A 15,133-nucleotide genomic window follows, 5' to 3' on the forward strand; every position below is an offset into this window, starting at 1 on the left:
TGCGACCGGGCGCATGCGGGCGGCTTGACCTTGCCACATAAGCACGGGCAAGTATACCGCGACCAGGACGCGGGCAACCAGCCCCGAAAACCGCAAAAGACAGGGCTTATGCTTCTTCTCATCGATAACTACGACAGCTTCACCTACAATCTCGTCCATTACCTGGGCGAGTTGGGCGCCGATGTGCAGGTGCATCGCAACGACACGCTGGATGTGCAGCAGGCGATGGCGATGAAGCCCGCGGGCATCCTGCTGTCACCCGGGCCTTGCGATCCCGACCAGGCGGGTATCTGCCTGTCCCTGACCCGCGCCGCCGCCGAGGCCGGCATCCCCTTGATGGGCGTCTGCCTGGGCCACCAGGCCATCGGGCAGGCCTTTGGCGGCAAGGTCGTGCGCTGCCACGAGATCGTGCACGGCAAGATGGGTGCAATGCATCACGACGGTGAAAGCGTTTTTGCCGGGCTGCCCAGCCCTTTCCGGGCCACGCGCTATCATTCGCTGGTGGTCGAGCGTGACAGCCTGCCCGACTGCCTGCGCGTCACCGCCGCGCTTGACGATGGCACGATCATGGGCCTGCAACACCGCGACCTGCCGATCCACGGCGTGCAGTTCCACCCCGAATCCATCGCGTCCGAACACGGGCATGCGATGCTGAAGAATTTCCTGAACATGATGAAGGTGCCCGCATGAGCGACCAGCTGAAACCTCTGTTGGCCGCCGCCTGCGAGCGTGCCCTGACCCGTGACGAGGCCGAGGCCGCCTTTACCGTTCTGTTCGAAGGGGAAGCCACGCCCAGCCAGATCGGCGGTTTGCTGATGGCGTTGCGCACGCGCGGCGAAACGGTTGACGAATACGCCGCCGCCGCCGCGGTGATGCTGGCCAAATGCCACAAGGTGCGCGCGCCAGAAGGCGCGATCGACATCGTGGGCACAGGGGGCGACGGCAAGGGCACGTTGAACATCTCGACCGCAACCGCCTTCGTGGTGGCGGGCGCGGGGGTGCCGGTCGCCAAGCACGGCAACCGCAACCTTTCATCGAAATCCGGCGCGGCCGATGCGCTGACGCAGATGGGCGTCAACGTCATGATCGGCCCCGATCTCGTTGAAAAGTCGCTTAAAACCTGCGGCATCGCCTTCATGATGGCGCCGATGCATCACCCTGCCATGGCCCATGTCGGCCCCACGCGATCGGAACTTGGCACCCGCACGATCTTTAACATCCTGGGGCCGCTGACCAACCCGGCGGGCGTGAAGCGCCAGCTTACCGGCGCGTTCTCGCGCGAGATGATCCGTCCGATGGCCGAAACCCTGGGCCGGCTCGGCAGTGAACATGCATGGCTGGTGCATGGCGGCGACGGTACCGACGAAATGACGATCACCGGCCCCACCTGGGTGGCCGCGCTGGAAACCGACGGCTCGATCCGCGAGGTCGAACTCCACCCCGAGGATTTCGGCCTGCCGGTTCACCCGTTCGAGGACATACTTGGCGGCTCTCCCGAGGATAATGCCCGCGCCTTTCGCGCGCTGCTGAACGGGGCCGAGGGCGCCTATCGCGACGCGGTGCTGCTGAACGCGGCGGCCGCGCTGGTGGTGGCCGAGGCCGCGACGGACCTGAAAACGGGGGTCGAGATGGCCCGCACCAGCATCGACAGCGGCGCCGCACGCGAAAAGATCGTGAAACTGGCCGAGGTCACAAGCGCCGGCACCTGATCGGCCCAACGCCGCTGCCGCTTGTGACCAGGGCTTTGTCCCGGTTGAGCTTTGGCGCTTCCCCTGGGCCCCATGCTTGGGTATGACTCGGGCATGACAGATACAGTTCTCGACAAGATCAAGGCATACAAGCTGGAAGAAGTCGCCGCCGCCAAGGCGGAGAAAACGCTTGCCACGGTCGAGGAAGAGGCCAACGCCGCCCCTGCGGTGCGCTCCTTTTTCGACAGGCTGTTCCAGGCCAGTGTCAGCGGCTACGGCCTTATTGCCGAAGTAAAGAAGGCCAGCCCGTCCAAGGGGCTGATCCGCGAAGATTTCGACCCCGCAACGCTGGCTGCCGCCTATGCCGAGGGCGGAGCCTCGTGCCTGAGCGTTCTGACCGATACGCCCAGCTTCCAGGGGGCCAAGGAATACCTGGTCCAGGCGCGCGCGGCCTGCGATCTGCCGGTTCTGCGCAAGGATTTCATGTATGACCCCTACCAGGTCGCAGAAGCGCGGGCACTGGGGGCCGATTGCATCCTGATCATCATGGCCAGCGTCAGCGACTCCCAGGCAAAGGAGCTTGAAGATGCCGCGACACGCTGGGGCATGGACGCGCTGATCGAGGTCCATGACGAGCAGGAACTGGAACGTGCCGCCGCGCTCGACTCGCGATTGACAGGCATCAACAACCGTGACCTGCGCAGCTTTGAAACCTCGCTTGACACCACGCGCCGTCTGGCGCGGCTGGTGCCGCCCAAACAGCTGATCATTTCGGAATCCGGGCTGAACACGCCCGATGACCTGGCCGAGCTGGCCCGCTATGGCGCGCGCTGTTTCCTGATCGGTGAAAGCCTGATGCGCCAGAACGACGTGGCGCAGGCCACGCGCGAGCTGCTGGCCCACCCCCTGACAGCCGGACCTATGTGATGTCGGGGCTGACTCATTTCGACGGCAAGGGCGATGCCCACATGGTCGACGTGTCCGACAAGGCCGTGACTGCACGCGTGGCCACCGCGCGCGGCCACGTGAAGATGGCACGCGAAACCTTTGATATCATTTCCGAAGGTCGCGCCAAAAAGGGCGATGTTCTGGCCGTCGCGCGGCTGGCGGGCATCATGGGCGCAAAGAAAACGCCCGATCTTATCCCGCTTTGCCACCCGCTGCCCGTGACCAAGGTTGCGGTCGAGTTGACGCTGCTGCCCGATCTGCCCGGCGTCGAGATCGAGGCGACCGTCAAGACGACCGGCCAGACCGGCGTCGAGATGGAGGCGCTGACCGCCGTCAGCACCGCTGCGCTCACCGTCTATGACATGGCCAAGGCCGTGGACAAGGCAATGGAAATCGGCGGTATCCGCGTGACCCTGAAAGACGGCGGAAAATCAGGCCGTTACGAGGCGTAATGATCACCGTAAACGAGGCACTCGACCACCTCTTTGCGCTGGCCCCCGCGCCGGTGGCGGAAACCGTGCCGCTCTTGCGGTCGCGCGGCCGGGTTATGGTCGCCGATGCCGTGGCCAACCGCAGTCAGCCGCCCTTTGCCGCCTCGGCCATGGATGGGTATGGCATCGCCGCGGGCGCCGCCCAGCAAGGCGCGGCCTTCGACGTGATTGGCGAGGCCGCGGCGGGCCACGGATTTGCGGGCACGGTCGGCCCCGGCCAAGCGGTGCGCATCTTCACCGGCGCGCCCGTGCCCGAAGGCGTGGGCCATGTCGTCCTGCAAGAGGACTGCACCGCCGTGGACTCCCGCGTCAGCATCACCGGCACGCCCGGCGATGGCACGAATATCCGCCCTGCTGGCGGCGATTTCCGAGAAGGCGACCGCCTTTCCGCCCCGCGCCGCCTGACGCCTGCCGACATGGCGCTGCTGGCCTCGATGAACGTCGCCGAGGTGCCGGTTGCGCGGCGCCCTGTCGTGGCGCTGATTTCCACGGGAGACGAGCTGGTGATGCCGGGCGAAACCCCAGGCCCCGACCAGATCATCGCATCGAACACTTTCGGCCTGCACGCCCTGGTCGAAGAGGCCGGCGCCGAAGCGCGGTTGTTGCCCATAGCGCGTGACATCCCCGCCTCGCTGCGCACCGCCCTGGACCTGGCAAAGGACGCCGACGTGATCGTGACGATCGGCGGCGCCTCGGTGGGCGATCATGACATCGTGGCTCGCGTGGCCGAAGAGGTCGGGATGGAGCGCGCCTTTTACAAGATCGCCATGCGCCCCGGCAAACCGCTGATGGCCGGGCGATTGAACGACGCGGTGATGATCGGCTTGCCTGGCAACCCCGTGTCGGCGATGGTTTGCGGCCACCTGTTCTTGCTGCCCGTGCTGCGCGCGATGATGGGCCTGCACGCCGGCCCCGCCCCCCGCGCAACTGCGCAACTGGGCGCCGATGTCGATGCAAACGGGCCGCGTGAACACTACATGCGCGCGCGGCTGACAGATGGCATGATCACCCCGTTCGCACGCCAGGACAGCTCGCTTTTGTCGATCCTGTCCGAGGCCAACGCCCTGCTGATCCGCCCCATCGGCGACGGTCCGCGCAAAGCCGGAGAGCCCGTCGAATACGTGCCCTTGTTCACGCGGAGTTGACACAAAACAAGAACATGCGTAGAACAAAGCGATACGCATGGGACCAGAGGGCCACCGAAAATGTTGACGAAAAAACAGCTCGACCTGCTGAATTTCATTCATAAACGCGTGCAGCGCGACGGGGTGCCGCCCAGTTTCGACGAAATGAAGGAAGCGCTTGATCTGCGCTCGAAATCGGGCATTCACCGGCTGATCACCGCACTGGAAGAACGCGGTTTCATCCGTCGCCTGGCCCACCGTGCCCGCGCGATCGAGGTGGTCAAACTGCCCGAGGCCCTGGGCGGCAGCACGGATAGCCCAGCCTTGTCGGTGATCGATGGCGACCGCCCCGACAGCCGGCCCGCATCTGCTATACCCGTCGAAACCGTGCACGCGCTGGAACTGCCGGTCATGGGCCGCATCGCGGCCGGTGTTCCGATCGAGGCGATTGCCGAAGTGTCACACCACGTCGCGGTGCCGGGCAGCATGATATCGGGCAAGGGCGAACATTACGCGCTTGAGGTCAAGGGGGACTCGATGATCGAGGCCGGGATCAACGATGGTGATATCGTCATCATCCGCGAGACCAGCACGGCCGACAACGGCGATATCGTCGTGGCCCTGATCGAGGACCAGGAAGCGACGTTGAAGCGACTTTATCGCCGGGGAGCCTCTATCGCGCTGGAAGCGGCGAACCCGGCCTATGAAACGCGGGTTCTGCCCTCGGACCAGGTCAAGGTTCAGGGCCGTCTGGTGGGCTTGATCCGCAGCTATTGATACGCCCGATCGGGGGCGCCGCCATTCCACAGGCGTGCGCCCGATACCTCCTTGGCACCAAGGATGCGCGGCCCGTTGCGCGCATCCGGCCAGATGGCCAACGCGCCGCTGTCGCGCAAGGCACGCGGTGACAAAACGCGGCAGGGCAGATCGCGCGGTTGGGAAACATTCGTGACCACCCAATCCGACGCATCACAGCTCTGGGCGGCCAAGGCGCGCTTGCCTTTTGCCACGAGCAACCGGCTGCCGCCGCCAAGCGCCACCGCGCCCGGCCACAGCGCCGCCGCCTGCGCTTGCAGCGCAGTGCTACCGTCGTTTTCCAACCAGATCGAGGCCACGAACCCCGCCCCGCGCGGCGCGCTGAGGGCGCGGCCTTTGGACGTCAGGACGCCGACCAGGCCACCGCTTTCCGAGATCAGGATCGGCGGCCGCTCTGTCTGGGCCCAAAGCACCACCGCCGCCAGCGCCGGCGCCAGCCCCAGGACGCGTGCCCTGCCCTGCCACAGGATCAGCCACAACATCCCCAACGCCATCATGGGCAGCACCGCGCCATCGGGCGCGACGACCCCGCCGGTGGCCCCGGGACGATCGGCCACCCAATGCGCCACCGCCAGCACCCACGCCAACCCCTGCCCCATGAGCCACAGCGCGACCGCCTCCAAACCGAACGGCATCAGTATCGCGGCCAGAACCGCCGCAGGCATCACCAGCACACCCATAAGCGGCACTGAAACCAGGTTGGCGGGCAGGCCGAAATGGGCCATCTGGTTGAAATGCGCAGCCCCCACCGGCCCGGTCGCCGCCCCGGCCACGGCCGAGGAGATCACGACCGCCGCCAGCGGTTGCAGCCATTTCGGCCCCAGCGACCACTTGTTGTCACGAATCGCGCCGAACACGGCCACCAATGCCGTGGTCGCGGCGAAACTCATTTGAAAGCCGGGGCTTAACAAGGCCTCCGGGCGCAACACCAGCACGATCAGCGCCGCGACGGCCACAGCGCGCAGCGACAGCGCCCGACGGTTCAGAATCACCGCCACCAGCATCACCGCCACCATGACAAAAGCGCGCTCGGTCGCGACATTGCCGCCTGACAGCGCAAGGTAACCCGCCGCCACCATCAAGGCCAAACCGGCCGACAGCTTCTTGGCTGGCCAGCGCAGCCCCAGATACGGGATCGCGGCGAAACCCAGCCGAAAGGCGGCAAAAACGAACCCCGCCAAAAGCCCCATATGCAACCCCGAAATGGCCAGCAGATGCGCGAGGTTCGAATCGCGCAGCGCCTTGAGCGTGCCCTGGCTGATTCCCGCGCGGTCGCCCGTCATGATAGCGGCCGCAAAGGCACCACGCTCGCCCGGCAGGGCGGCTTGCACGCGACCGGAAAGCGCCAGCCGGATCGCGGCAATCGCCGCGCCCTCACGCGAAGCCGTTGCCAGCAGAACGGGCGAGCGGGTATAGCCCACCGCCCCCAGCTGCAAAAACCAGGAATGGCGCTGGAAATCAAAACCACCCGGTTCGACAGGGCCGCCGGGCGGCGACAAATGCGCCGTCATCATCACGCGGCGACCTGGGGCAAGCGGGGCAAAGCCCTGTTCGCCATGCAACGCGATGCGGACACGCGCGGGCGTGCGCGGCGGGGGCACATCATCCAGCCACACCCGGTCAAGCGTCAGGCGCAGCGCGTCCGAGGCCGATCGGTCAATCGCGACGATCCGGCCCTCGACCGCGCCGTAATAGCGAAAGTCCAGCACCGGCGATGCCTGCATATGCGCCCTTGCGCCCGCAAGGATGACCCCCGCCGGCAGCAACGCGCATAGCCACAGCAACGGGCCAAGCGTTACCCCGGCCCGGCTGGCGACGGATGCAAAGAACAGTGCCAGCCCCCCCAGCAACAGGTAATGCGGCAAGGCTGGCTCCCACTTGAGCGCAAGGTAAAGACCGATGCCACTGGCCAACGCCACCGGCACCCAGGGGAACAGGTGGCCGCGCTGCGCGGCCAGAACCGCCTGCGGTCCCTTGAAGATGTGCATCCTTGCCCCCCGCATCCTGCATCGGTAGACAGGCGCAAACACTATCTTCAACAAGCTTACCGAAAGGTTAACCGCCCCGATGACCGACCAAGTCGTGACCCGTTTCGCGCCCTCGCCCACCGGCTTTTTGCACATTGGCGGCGCGCGTACGGCGCTGTTCAACTGGCTTTACGCGCGCGGCCGTGGCGGCAAGTTCCTGCTTCGGATCGAAGATACCGATCGCGACCGCTCCACCCCCGAGGCCACGCAGGCCATTCTCGACGGAATGGCCTGGCTGGGGCTCGATCACGACGGTGACGTGGTCAGCCAGGCCGCCCGGTCCGAGCGTCACGCCGAGGTGGCGCGGCAATTGCTGGCCGAGGGCAAGGCCTACAAGTGCTTTTCGACGCAGGACGAGATCCAGGCATTCCGCGACACGGCGCGGGCCGAGGGGCGGTCGACCCTGTTTCAAAGCCCCTGGCGCGATGTCGACCCGGCCAGTCACCCCGACGCGCCCTACGTGGTGCGCATCAAGGCCCCGCGTGATGGGCAGACCGTGATCGGTGACAAGGTCCAGGGCGATGTGACCATCGGCAATGACCAGCTCGACGACATGGTGCTGCTGCGCAGCGATGGCAGCCCCGTCTACATGCTGGCCGTGGTGGTGGACGATCACGATATGGGGGTGACCCACGTGATCCGGGGCGATGACCACCTGAACAACGCCGCGCGCCAGATGTTGATCTATGAAGCGATGGGCTGGGACGTGCCGATCTGGGCGCATATCCCGCTGATCCACGGCCCCGATGGCAAGAAACTGTCGAAACGCCACGGTGCTTTGGGCGTCGATGAGTATCAGAAAATGGGCTACCCGGCGGCGGGAATGCGCAACTACCTGGCGCGGCTGGGCTGGAGCCACGGCGATGACGAATTCTTTACCGATGCGCAGGCCCGCGAATGGTTCGATCTGGACGGAATCGGCAAATCGCCCGCACGCTTCGACTTCAAGAAACTTGAAAACCTGAGCGGTCAGCACATCGCCGCGGCGCAGGATGCTGCACTGCTGCAAGAGCTTCAGGATTACCTGGTGGCCACGGGGCGCCCGGCCTTGCCCGAAGCCAAGGCGGCCTTGGTGGAAAGTGCCATGTATTGCCTGAAAGAGCGCGCAAAGACCTTTCCGGAACTGATTGAAAAGGCGGAATTTGCCTTGGCCGAGCGCCCGATCGTGCCAGACGAGAAGGCGGCCAAGGCGCTTGATGATGTATCCCGTGGTATACTGGGAGAATTGACGCCGCATCTGCAAAGTGCTAGCTGGACGCGAAACGCGCTTGAGACTGTCGCGACCGAGTTTTCCGAAACACGGGGCATGAAATTCGGTAAGCTGGCGGGCCCTTTGAGGGCCGCCTTGGCCGGTCGGGCCGCGACACCAAGCGTCTTTGACATGATGTTGGTTCTTGGGCGTGATGAAACCGTTGCCCGTATTACCGACGCTGCTAGCTGACCGGCTTTAACCCGCTGTTCAGCCAGCCCGGAATAGCAAAGCCCGGCGCATCCGCGCCCGCGGCCCTTGAGGAAGGAAGATAGGCCATGACAGACCCCGAAAAGACCGCGACGCTATCCTACGACGGGAAAAGCTTTGACCTGCCCGTATACAGCCCGACCGCCGGCCCTGACGTGATCGACATTCGCAAGCTTTATGCCGATGCCGGTGTTTTCACCTATGATCCCGGTTTTACGTCGACAGCCAGCTGCGACAGCACCATCACCTATATCGACGGCGGCGCGGGCGTGCTGCTGCATCGCGGGTATCCGATCGACCAGTTGGCCAGCAAGTCGCATTACCTCGAAGTGTGTTACCTGCTGCTTTACGGCGAATTGCCCACGGCCGCCCAGCTTGAGGATTTCGAGACGCGCGTGACGCGCCACACCATGATCCACGAGCAGATGCACAATTTTTTCCGCGGTTTCCGCCGCGATGCGCATCCGATGGCCACGATGGTTGGCGTGGTCGGTGCGATGTCGGCCTTTTATCACGACTCCACCGACATCAACGACCCGTGGCAGCGCGAGGTCGCGTCGATCAGGCTCATCGCCAAGATGCCGACCATCGCGGCAATGGCCTATAAATACTCGATCGGCCAGCCCTTCAACTATCCGCGCAACGACCTGGATTACGCGGCGAATTTTCTGCACATGTGCTTTGCCGTTCCGGCCGAGAAATACGAGGTCAACCCGATCCTCAGCCGTGCGATGGATCGCATTTTCATCCTGCACGCCGATCACGAGCAGAACGCATCCACCTCGACGGTGCGGCTCGCCTCGTCTTCGGGGGCCAACCCCTTTGCCTGTATCGCGGCCGGCATCGCCTGCCTGTGGGGCCCGGCCCATGGCGGCGCCAACCAGGCCTGCCTCGAGATGCTGAAGGAAATCGGCAGCGTTGACCGCATTCCCGAATTCATCGCCCGCGCCAAGGACAAGGATGACCCGTTCCGCCTGATGGGTTTCGGTCACCGCGTCTACAAGAACTTCGATCCGCGCGCGAAGGTCATGAAACAGTCGGCAGACGAGGTTCTCGACCTGCTGGGCATCGAAGACAACCCGTTGCTGCAGGTCGCCAAGGAGCTGGAACGCATCGCCCTGCAGGACGAGTATTTCGCCGACAAGAAGCTGTTTCCGAATGTCGATTTCTATTCGGGCATCATTCTTGAGGCGATGGGCTTCCCGACTTCGATGTTCACGCCGATTTTTGCACTCAGCCGCACGGTTGGCTGGATCAGCCAGTGGAAAGAGATGATCGGCGACCCGCAGATGAAAATCGGCCGTCCGCGCCAGCTGTACCTGGGCGAAACCCAGCGCGATTACATCGATGTCGAAAACCGCTGATCGCCGATCGGAGTTGGATAAATGCAAAGGGCGCCCCATCGGGCGCCCTTTTCCGTTTCGCACGGCGTGCCCTTGTCGTGGCGGTCACCGGCCTTCGAAATGCGCCTTTCGCTTTTCAAGAAAGGCCAGCACGCCCTCTTGGAAATCACGGCTTTTCCCGGCCTTGCCCTGCAAACGCCCTTCAAGCTCAAGCTGTTCGTCCAGCGTGTTGTCCCAAGACTGGCGAATGGCCTGCTTTACCTGCGCATAGGCCGCGGTTGGCCCCGCGGCAAGATGCGCCGCGCGTGCTTTCCATGTCTCGTCAAACGCGTCATCTGCCACCGCCTCCCAGATCAGGCCCCAGTCATCGGCTTGCTTGGCGCTGATCTTGTCGGCAAATAGCGCCGCGCCCATGGCCTTGGCCGCGCCCATGCCACGGGTCATCCAGTAGGTGCCCCCGGCATCGGGGATCAGGCCGATCCTCGTGAATGCCTGCAGGAAATAGGCATTTTCGCTGGCAATCACCACGTCGGCGGCCAGCGCCAGGTTGGCCCCTGCCCCGGCGGCGGGGCCATTCACCGCGCTGATGGTGGGAATCGGGCTGTCGAAAATCGCGCGCAGCATCGGCCCGTATTCGTCGCGCAACGTGCGCTCCATGTCCAGATTGGCGGCGTTGGCCCGATCCGACAGGTCCTGGCCCGAACAAAACGCACGCCCCTTGCCCGTCAGCACCAGTACCCGCGCCTCGTTCGGCGCCTGGCGGGCCGCGTCGGCGATTTCGGCCCGCATCTGCGCGTTCAGCGCGTTCATCTTGTCTTCGCGGTCCAAGGTGATCACCGCGATATCGTCGGCCACCTCATAGCTTATGGTTTGATACCCCATGCGTTCTGCCCTCCCACTGGTGTCGTCAGGGGGCAGCATAACCGACCGCGCGGTAAGAAAAAGGGGGACCGGGCGTCACTTTTTCAAAATGTCGTCCAGGCGAGCCTTTTCCTTGTCACTCAGGCCAGCGCCGTCGGCCGGCTCGGGCGCGGATTGACGGCGCCGCAGATACATCAGCGCAATCCCCATGGCCAAAAGCAGCATGATCGGCCCGGCGGCCCATAGCGCCCAGGTTGACCCCGAGGCACGCGGCTGCAGCAGAACGTATTCGCCGTAACGGTCGACCACGTAGTCGATCACCTCGTCGTCGCTATCGCCCGCGACAAGGCGTTCGCGCACCAAGAGGCGCAGGTCGCGCGCAAGCGTGGCGTTCGACTCATCGATGCTTTCGTTGCGGCACACAAGGCAGCGCAGCCCCTTTGACAGCTCGCGGGCGCGTTCTTCCAAAACCGGGTCATTCAATACCTCGTCGGGTTGTACCGCCAGCGACGGACCCAGCGGCATCACCACCAGAAGCAAAGCGAATATCAGACGTTTCATTCCGCCGGCACCCCGACACCGTCGCGCCGACGCCGGGCCCCGGCCGCCACGCGATAACGCCTGTCGGACAGGCTGAGGAAACCGCCCAGGGCCATCAGGATAGCCCCGCCCCAGATCCAGTTGGCCAGTGGCTTGTAATAGGTGCGAATGGCCCAGCCGCCGTTATCCTGCGGATCGCCGATCACGACATAGACATCGCGCAGAAAGCCATAGTCGATCGCCGCTTCGGTCGTGGGCATCTCGGCCACCGGGTATACGCGCTTTTCGGGATAAAGCGTCGTGATCTCGCGCCCGTCGCGGGCCAGTTGCACCGTGCCCATTGTCGAGATGTAGTTGGGGCCTTGCACCCGTTCGACCTTGTCAAGCGTCAGGCTGTAGCCTGCAACCTCGAAGGATTCACCCTCTCGGACCACGCGGATATCTTCGTCTTCCCAAGCCAAGAGCCCGGCAATGGCGAACATCGTCACGCCCAGGCCCCCATGTGCAACAGCCTTGCCCCAATCGGCACCGGGCAAACGGATCAACCTGCGCAGGCGCCCCGAAACAGCGCCGCGCCCCGTACGGGTCCAGATGTCGACCATCGCCCCGAAGACCAGCCAGGAGCCCAGGAACAGTCCAACCGGCCCCATCGCGCTACGGCCCGTCTGCATGGCAAAGGCCAGCGCCGCCAGCGCCACTGCCAGGATGAACGCCCCGCGCAAGGGCCGGAACGCCCGGGCGATGCTACCCCGTTTCCAAGGCAACATCGCGCCGATGGGCAGGATCGCGCCAAGGACCACGAAGAAGGGTGTGAACGCCATGTTGAAGAATGGCGCCCCCACCGACAGCTTGCGGTCAAAGAACATCTCGGCCACCAGCGGCCACATGGTGCCCACGAACACCACCATCGATGACACCGCCAGCAGGATATTGTTTGCGACCAGCGCGGATTCGCGGCTGACCATGCCGAAAACGCCCTTGGCCTCCATCGCCTTGGCCCGGAACGCGAACAGCGTCAGCGCGCCCCCGGTAAAGAACACCAGGATCATCAGGATGAACACGCCCCGCTCGGGGTCGTTGGCAAAGGCGTGCACCGAAGTCAGGAGGCCCGACCGCACGATGAAGGTGCCGATCAGCGAAAAGCCGAAGGACATGATAGCCAGAAGGATCGTCCAGCTTTTCAGCGCTTCGCGTTTTTCCACCACGATGGCCGAGTGCAACAGGGCCGCCGCGAAAAGCCAGGGCATGAAGGAAGCGTTTTCAACCGGGTCCCAGAACCAGAAACCGCCCCAACCCAGTTCGTAATAGGCCCACCAGCTGCCCAGGGCGATACCGATCGTCAGGAACACCCAGGCCGCCAGCGTCCAGGGGCGCACCCACCGGCCCCAGGCGGCATCGACGCGCCCTTCGATCAGGGCGGCCACGGCAAAGGAAAACGCCATGCTCAGCCCGACATATCCCAGGTACAGGAACGGGGGATGGAAGGCCAAACCGGGGTCTTGCAGAAGCGGGTTCAGATCCTGACCATCGAACGGCGGCACGGCCAGCCGCAGGAACGGGTTGGATGTGAACAGGATAAAGGCGAAAAACGCCACCGAAATGGCAGACTGCACCGCAAGAACCCGCGCTTTCAGCGTGGGCGGCAGATTTCCGCCGAACCATGCCGCCGTCGCGCCGAACAATGTCAGAATCAGCACCCACAACAGCATCGAGCCCTCGTGATTGCCCCAGACGCCGCTGATCTTGTAGATCATCGGCTTGGCCGAATGGCTGTTCAGCGTCACAAGCCGCAGCGAGAAATCAGAGGTGACGAAAGCATAGGTCAGCGCAGCAAAAGAAAACGCAGTAAGCAGGAATTGCGTATTCGCCGCTGGTTCGGCAACGGCCATCCATCCCGGCCAGCGCTTGTGCGCACCGACAAGAGGCACAACAACCTGGATGATGGCAACCAGGAAAGCGAGGACGAGGGCAAAGTGGCCGAGTTCTGTAATCATGCCCCATTTATATGTCTTTAATGCAGGCGGGCAAATGCGATTCTGCCCACCTGTTCAACTTGTCGCGGTCAGCGCCGTCCACCACCGTGCCGCCACGCCTCGAGCGCGGGGTTGGCCTCGGGGCGCAGCGCGTCCAATGTCAGCGCCGCATCGTCATCGCTGCGGGCGACACCGGGCGTTTCCGCCCCTGCCGCGCGCCCGCGCGACAGCCCGGCGGCCACCTTTGGCATCTGCGCGATACCACGGGCGATACGGGCCTGGAATTCCTGCCCCTTGGCCTGGTGGCGTGCCCCGAAATAAAAGCTGACGATGGCCCCCAGAAGCCACCACAACGGTTCGGGCACCAGGGCGATTCCCTGCATTCGGCTGGCAAACCAGACCGGATCGACCATCGCCGCGACGAACAGGCCCAGCGTACCAAGCGCCAATGCCGGGCGTGGCAGGCGGTTGACTGCGTCCATCACGCGATCAAATCGCCCCCGCGCCGGTGGCGTGAATTCGGCGCCGAATTGTGCCAGCGCCGCATGCTGGCGCTCGGCCGCGCGCGCGTCAGCAGATTCGGCATTTTCGCGGAATAGCTCGGCCGTCTCGCGCAGCACGTTGCGCCCATTGCCGAAAAGCGCGCCAAGGGCGGTTTCGATCAATGCCATGATGCGATCCTTTCGTCGAATTCCGCGCGCGACAGGTGATAACGGGGGGTGATGAACTCCTCGGCGCGTATGATCCAGCCCCCCTTGCCGCCATCGCGGCGGCGCACGTATTTGCGGCTGGCCGGGCGCTTGTCGGCGAGACGAAAATAGTAGTTGCGCCGCGCGATTCCGTAGGCATCCGCGATATGCTCGGGCGCGGCCTCTGCAACGGACCGTGCCGCCGCGATGGTTTGCGGCCCGATCACTCCATCGACGGCGACATCCTGCCCCATCTGACGCAACAGCCGTTGCAGGATCTTCACCGCATTGGCGCCTGCATTCACATACATGTCGAAGACGCTGGCCCGCAGCACCGCCGGCAACGCGTCGATGCGGGGCCCTTGATAATAGTGGCGCAGAAAGATGCGTTCGGCATCTGCCCGGCTCAGGGCCCGCACGTCGTGTGCGTCAACCAGCCCGTCGCCGGTCAGGTCCAGCCCCAAACGCCGCATGGTGTGAACGGTGACACCATGTTTCGTGGCACCGCCCGGGTCATCGGGGTCATTGGCGAACCCGCCCTCGCGCGCCACGATGGCGCGCGCAATGTCTTGAATTTCCGGCATGTTTCCCGCCTCGTTGTTTGCTCGTGGGCAAACACTGGCGGGTCAGAGGTTAACGCCGCGATTAACTACCGTTCGGGTCCTGGTAGATGCCTTGCTCCTTGAGCGCATCGACGACTTCCTTCGGCATGTAAGTTTCATCGTGTTTCGCAAGAATTTCAGAGGCTTCAAAGACACCATTCACGTAACGTCCGGTGCCGACCATGCCCTGGTTTTCCTCGAACAAGTCGGGCAGGACGCCGGTAAACATCACCGGGATGGTCGCGCCGCCATCGGTGACTTCGAAGTGGATCGTTTCACCCTGCCCCCGCTTCAGGCTGCCTTCGGCAACCAGACCGCCGATGCGAAACACCTCGGTCGGCTGGGGCGGCTCGGCCAGCACCTGCACCGGCGAGCGGAAAAAGTTGATTCCGTCGCGCATGGCATAGCCGATCAAGGCGGTGGATATGATCAACGCAACAGTGGCCAGGGCGATAACCTGAATGCGGCGGGTTTTCTTCAGCGATCTCATGTGCGCACTCCGTTGCGGCCTGTCCGATGGCTTGCAGAAATATCGGCATTGACCGTGTATCTTTCAAGCAAATTCGCCCGTG

15 protein-coding genes are annotated in these 15,133 nt (G+C 64.1%); 8 read left to right on the top strand and 7 right to left on the bottom strand.

Annotation, left to right across the window (positions count from 1 at the left end):
- The first annotated feature begins 108 nt into the window (after positions 1-108).
- The 6 genes from M8744_RS08230 to lexA all read left to right on the top strand — a co-directional run bounded on the left by M8744_RS08230 (position 109) and on the right by lexA (position 5,028).
- Positions 109-690 (top strand): anthranilate synthase component II, encoded by a 582-nt coding sequence (locus tag M8744_RS08230; RefSeq protein ID WP_251412868.1) that lies wholly within the window; start codon positions 109-111, stop codon positions 688-690.
- Positions 687-1,709 (top strand): anthranilate phosphoribosyltransferase, encoded by a 1,023-nt coding sequence (trpD, locus tag M8744_RS08235; protein ID WP_251412870.1) that lies wholly within the window; start codon positions 687-689, stop codon positions 1,707-1,709. The genes M8744_RS08230 and trpD overlap by 4 nt, the downstream gene beginning before the upstream one ends.
- 93 nt (positions 1,710-1,802) lie before the next feature.
- Positions 1,803-2,615 carry an indole-3-glycerol phosphate synthase TrpC gene (gene trpC, locus M8744_RS08240; RefSeq protein WP_251412872.1) on the top strand — a complete coding sequence of 271 codons (813 nt, stop codon included), beginning with the start codon at positions 1,803-1,805 and terminating at the stop codon, positions 2,613-2,615.
- A complete protein-coding gene (gene moaC, locus M8744_RS08245) occupies positions 2,615-3,088 on the top strand; it encodes a cyclic pyranopterin monophosphate synthase MoaC (RefSeq protein WP_251412883.1) in 474 nt (157 codons plus the stop codon). Before trpC ends, moaC begins: the two co-directional genes overlap by 1 nt.
- Complete coding sequence (locus M8744_RS08250) at positions 3,088-4,272, top strand: molybdopterin molybdotransferase MoeA (RefSeq protein ID WP_251412885.1); 1,185 nt, start codon at positions 3,088-3,090, stop codon at positions 4,270-4,272. The genes moaC and M8744_RS08250 overlap by 1 nt, the downstream gene beginning before the upstream one ends.
- Positions 4,273-4,332: 60 nt before the next feature.
- Entirely contained in the window at positions 4,333-5,028 is a 696-nt protein-coding gene (gene lexA / locus M8744_RS08255; RefSeq protein WP_251412900.1) for a transcriptional repressor LexA, read from the top strand.
- On the opposite strand, the gene M8744_RS08260 is transcribed toward lexA, so the two are convergent.
- Positions 5,022-7,055 carry a ComEC/Rec2 family competence protein gene (locus tag M8744_RS08260; protein ID WP_251412903.1) on the bottom strand — a complete coding sequence of 678 codons (2,034 nt, stop codon included), beginning with the start codon at positions 7,053-7,055 and terminating at the stop codon, positions 5,022-5,024. The genes lexA and M8744_RS08260 overlap by 7 nt on opposite strands.
- A gap of 79 nt (positions 7,056-7,134) precedes the next feature.
- On the opposite strand from M8744_RS08260, the gene gltX reads away from it, so the two are divergent.
- Together gltX and gltA are read left to right on the top strand one after the other, a co-directional pair.
- Positions 7,135-8,535, top strand: coding sequence for a glutamate--tRNA ligase (gene gltX, locus M8744_RS08265; protein ID WP_251412906.1), 1,401 nt, complete (start codon positions 7,135-7,137; stop codon positions 8,533-8,535).
- Between the two features lie 86 nt (positions 8,536-8,621).
- Entirely contained in the window at positions 8,622-9,917 is a 1,296-nt protein-coding gene (gltA, locus tag M8744_RS08270) for a citrate synthase (RefSeq protein WP_251412909.1), read from the top strand.
- 84 nt (positions 9,918-10,001) lie between these two features.
- Here the strand turns inward: gltA and M8744_RS08275 are convergent, their stop codons facing one another.
- The 6 genes from M8744_RS08275 to ccmE form a co-directional block, all read right to left on the bottom strand.
- Positions 10,002-10,778, bottom strand: a complete 777-nt coding sequence (locus tag M8744_RS08275) for an enoyl-CoA hydratase-related protein (protein ID WP_251412912.1) — start codon at positions 10,776-10,778, stop codon at positions 10,002-10,004.
- Between the two features lie 75 nt (positions 10,779-10,853).
- Entirely contained in the window at positions 10,854-11,318 is a 465-nt protein-coding gene (locus tag M8744_RS08280; protein WP_251412915.1) for a cytochrome c-type biogenesis protein, read from the bottom strand.
- Positions 11,315-13,291 carry a heme lyase CcmF/NrfE family subunit gene (locus M8744_RS08285; RefSeq protein WP_251412918.1) on the bottom strand — a complete coding sequence of 659 codons (1,977 nt, stop codon included), beginning with the start codon at positions 13,289-13,291 and terminating at the stop codon, positions 11,315-11,317. The genes M8744_RS08280 and M8744_RS08285 overlap by 4 nt, the downstream gene beginning before the upstream one ends.
- Positions 13,292-13,359: 68 nt before the next feature.
- Complete coding sequence (locus M8744_RS08290) at positions 13,360-13,941, bottom strand: holin family protein (protein WP_251412921.1); 582 nt, start codon at positions 13,939-13,941, stop codon at positions 13,360-13,362.
- Positions 13,932-14,543, bottom strand: a complete 612-nt coding sequence (locus tag M8744_RS08295) for a holin-associated N-acetylmuramidase (protein WP_251412924.1) — start codon at positions 14,541-14,543, stop codon at positions 13,932-13,934. Before M8744_RS08295 ends, M8744_RS08290 begins: the two co-directional genes overlap by 10 nt.
- Before the next feature lie 61 nt (positions 14,544-14,604).
- Positions 14,605-15,051, bottom strand: coding sequence for a cytochrome c maturation protein CcmE (gene ccmE / locus M8744_RS08300; RefSeq protein WP_251412928.1), 447 nt, complete (start codon positions 15,049-15,051; stop codon positions 14,605-14,607).
- Positions 15,052-15,133 lie beyond the last annotated feature (82 nt).

The sequence above is a fragment of the Lutimaribacter degradans genome, assembly GCF_023703375.1.
GTDB classification, from domain to species: domain Bacteria; phylum Pseudomonadota; class Alphaproteobacteria; order Rhodobacterales; family Rhodobacteraceae; genus Lutimaribacter; species Lutimaribacter degradans.

Bases quoted from the DNA above. Each gene is read 5' to 3' on its own strand.
- M8744_RS08230 (WP_251412868.1), top strand. From the start codon at position 109: ATGCTTCTTCTCATCGATAACTACGACAGCTTCACCTACAATCTCGTC.
- trpD (WP_251412870.1), top strand. From the start codon at position 687: ATGAGCGACCAGCTGAAACCTCTGTTGGCCGCCGCCTGCGAGCGTGCC.
- trpC (WP_251412872.1), top strand. From the start codon at position 1,803: ATGACAGATACAGTTCTCGACAAGATCAAGGCATACAAGCTGGAAGAA.
- moaC (WP_251412883.1), top strand. From the start codon at position 2,615: ATGTCGGGGCTGACTCATTTCGACGGCAAGGGCGATGCCCACATGGTC.
- M8744_RS08250 (WP_251412885.1), top strand. From the start codon at position 3,088: ATGATCACCGTAAACGAGGCACTCGACCACCTCTTTGCGCTGGCCCCC.
- lexA (WP_251412900.1), top strand. From the start codon at position 4,333: ATGTTGACGAAAAAACAGCTCGACCTGCTGAATTTCATTCATAAACGC.
- M8744_RS08260 (WP_251412903.1), bottom strand. From the start codon at position 7,055: ATGCACATCTTCAAGGGACCGCAGGCGGTTCTGGCCGCGCAGCGCGGC.
- gltX (WP_251412906.1), top strand. From the start codon at position 7,135: ATGACCGACCAAGTCGTGACCCGTTTCGCGCCCTCGCCCACCGGCTTT.
- gltA (WP_251412909.1), top strand. From the start codon at position 8,622: ATGACAGACCCCGAAAAGACCGCGACGCTATCCTACGACGGGAAAAGC.
- M8744_RS08275 (WP_251412912.1), bottom strand. From the start codon at position 10,778: ATGGGGTATCAAACCATAAGCTATGAGGTGGCCGACGATATCGCGGTG.
- M8744_RS08280 (WP_251412915.1), bottom strand. From the start codon at position 11,318: ATGAAACGTCTGATATTCGCTTTGCTTCTGGTGGTGATGCCGCTGGGT.
- M8744_RS08285 (WP_251412918.1), bottom strand. From the start codon at position 13,291: ATGATTACAGAACTCGGCCACTTTGCCCTCGTCCTCGCTTTCCTGGTT.
- M8744_RS08290 (WP_251412921.1), bottom strand. From the start codon at position 13,941: ATGGCATTGATCGAAACCGCCCTTGGCGCGCTTTTCGGCAATGGGCGC.
- M8744_RS08295 (WP_251412924.1), bottom strand. From the start codon at position 14,543: ATGCCGGAAATTCAAGACATTGCGCGCGCCATCGTGGCGCGCGAGGGC.
- ccmE (WP_251412928.1), bottom strand. From the start codon at position 15,051: ATGAGATCGCTGAAGAAAACCCGCCGCATTCAGGTTATCGCCCTGGCC.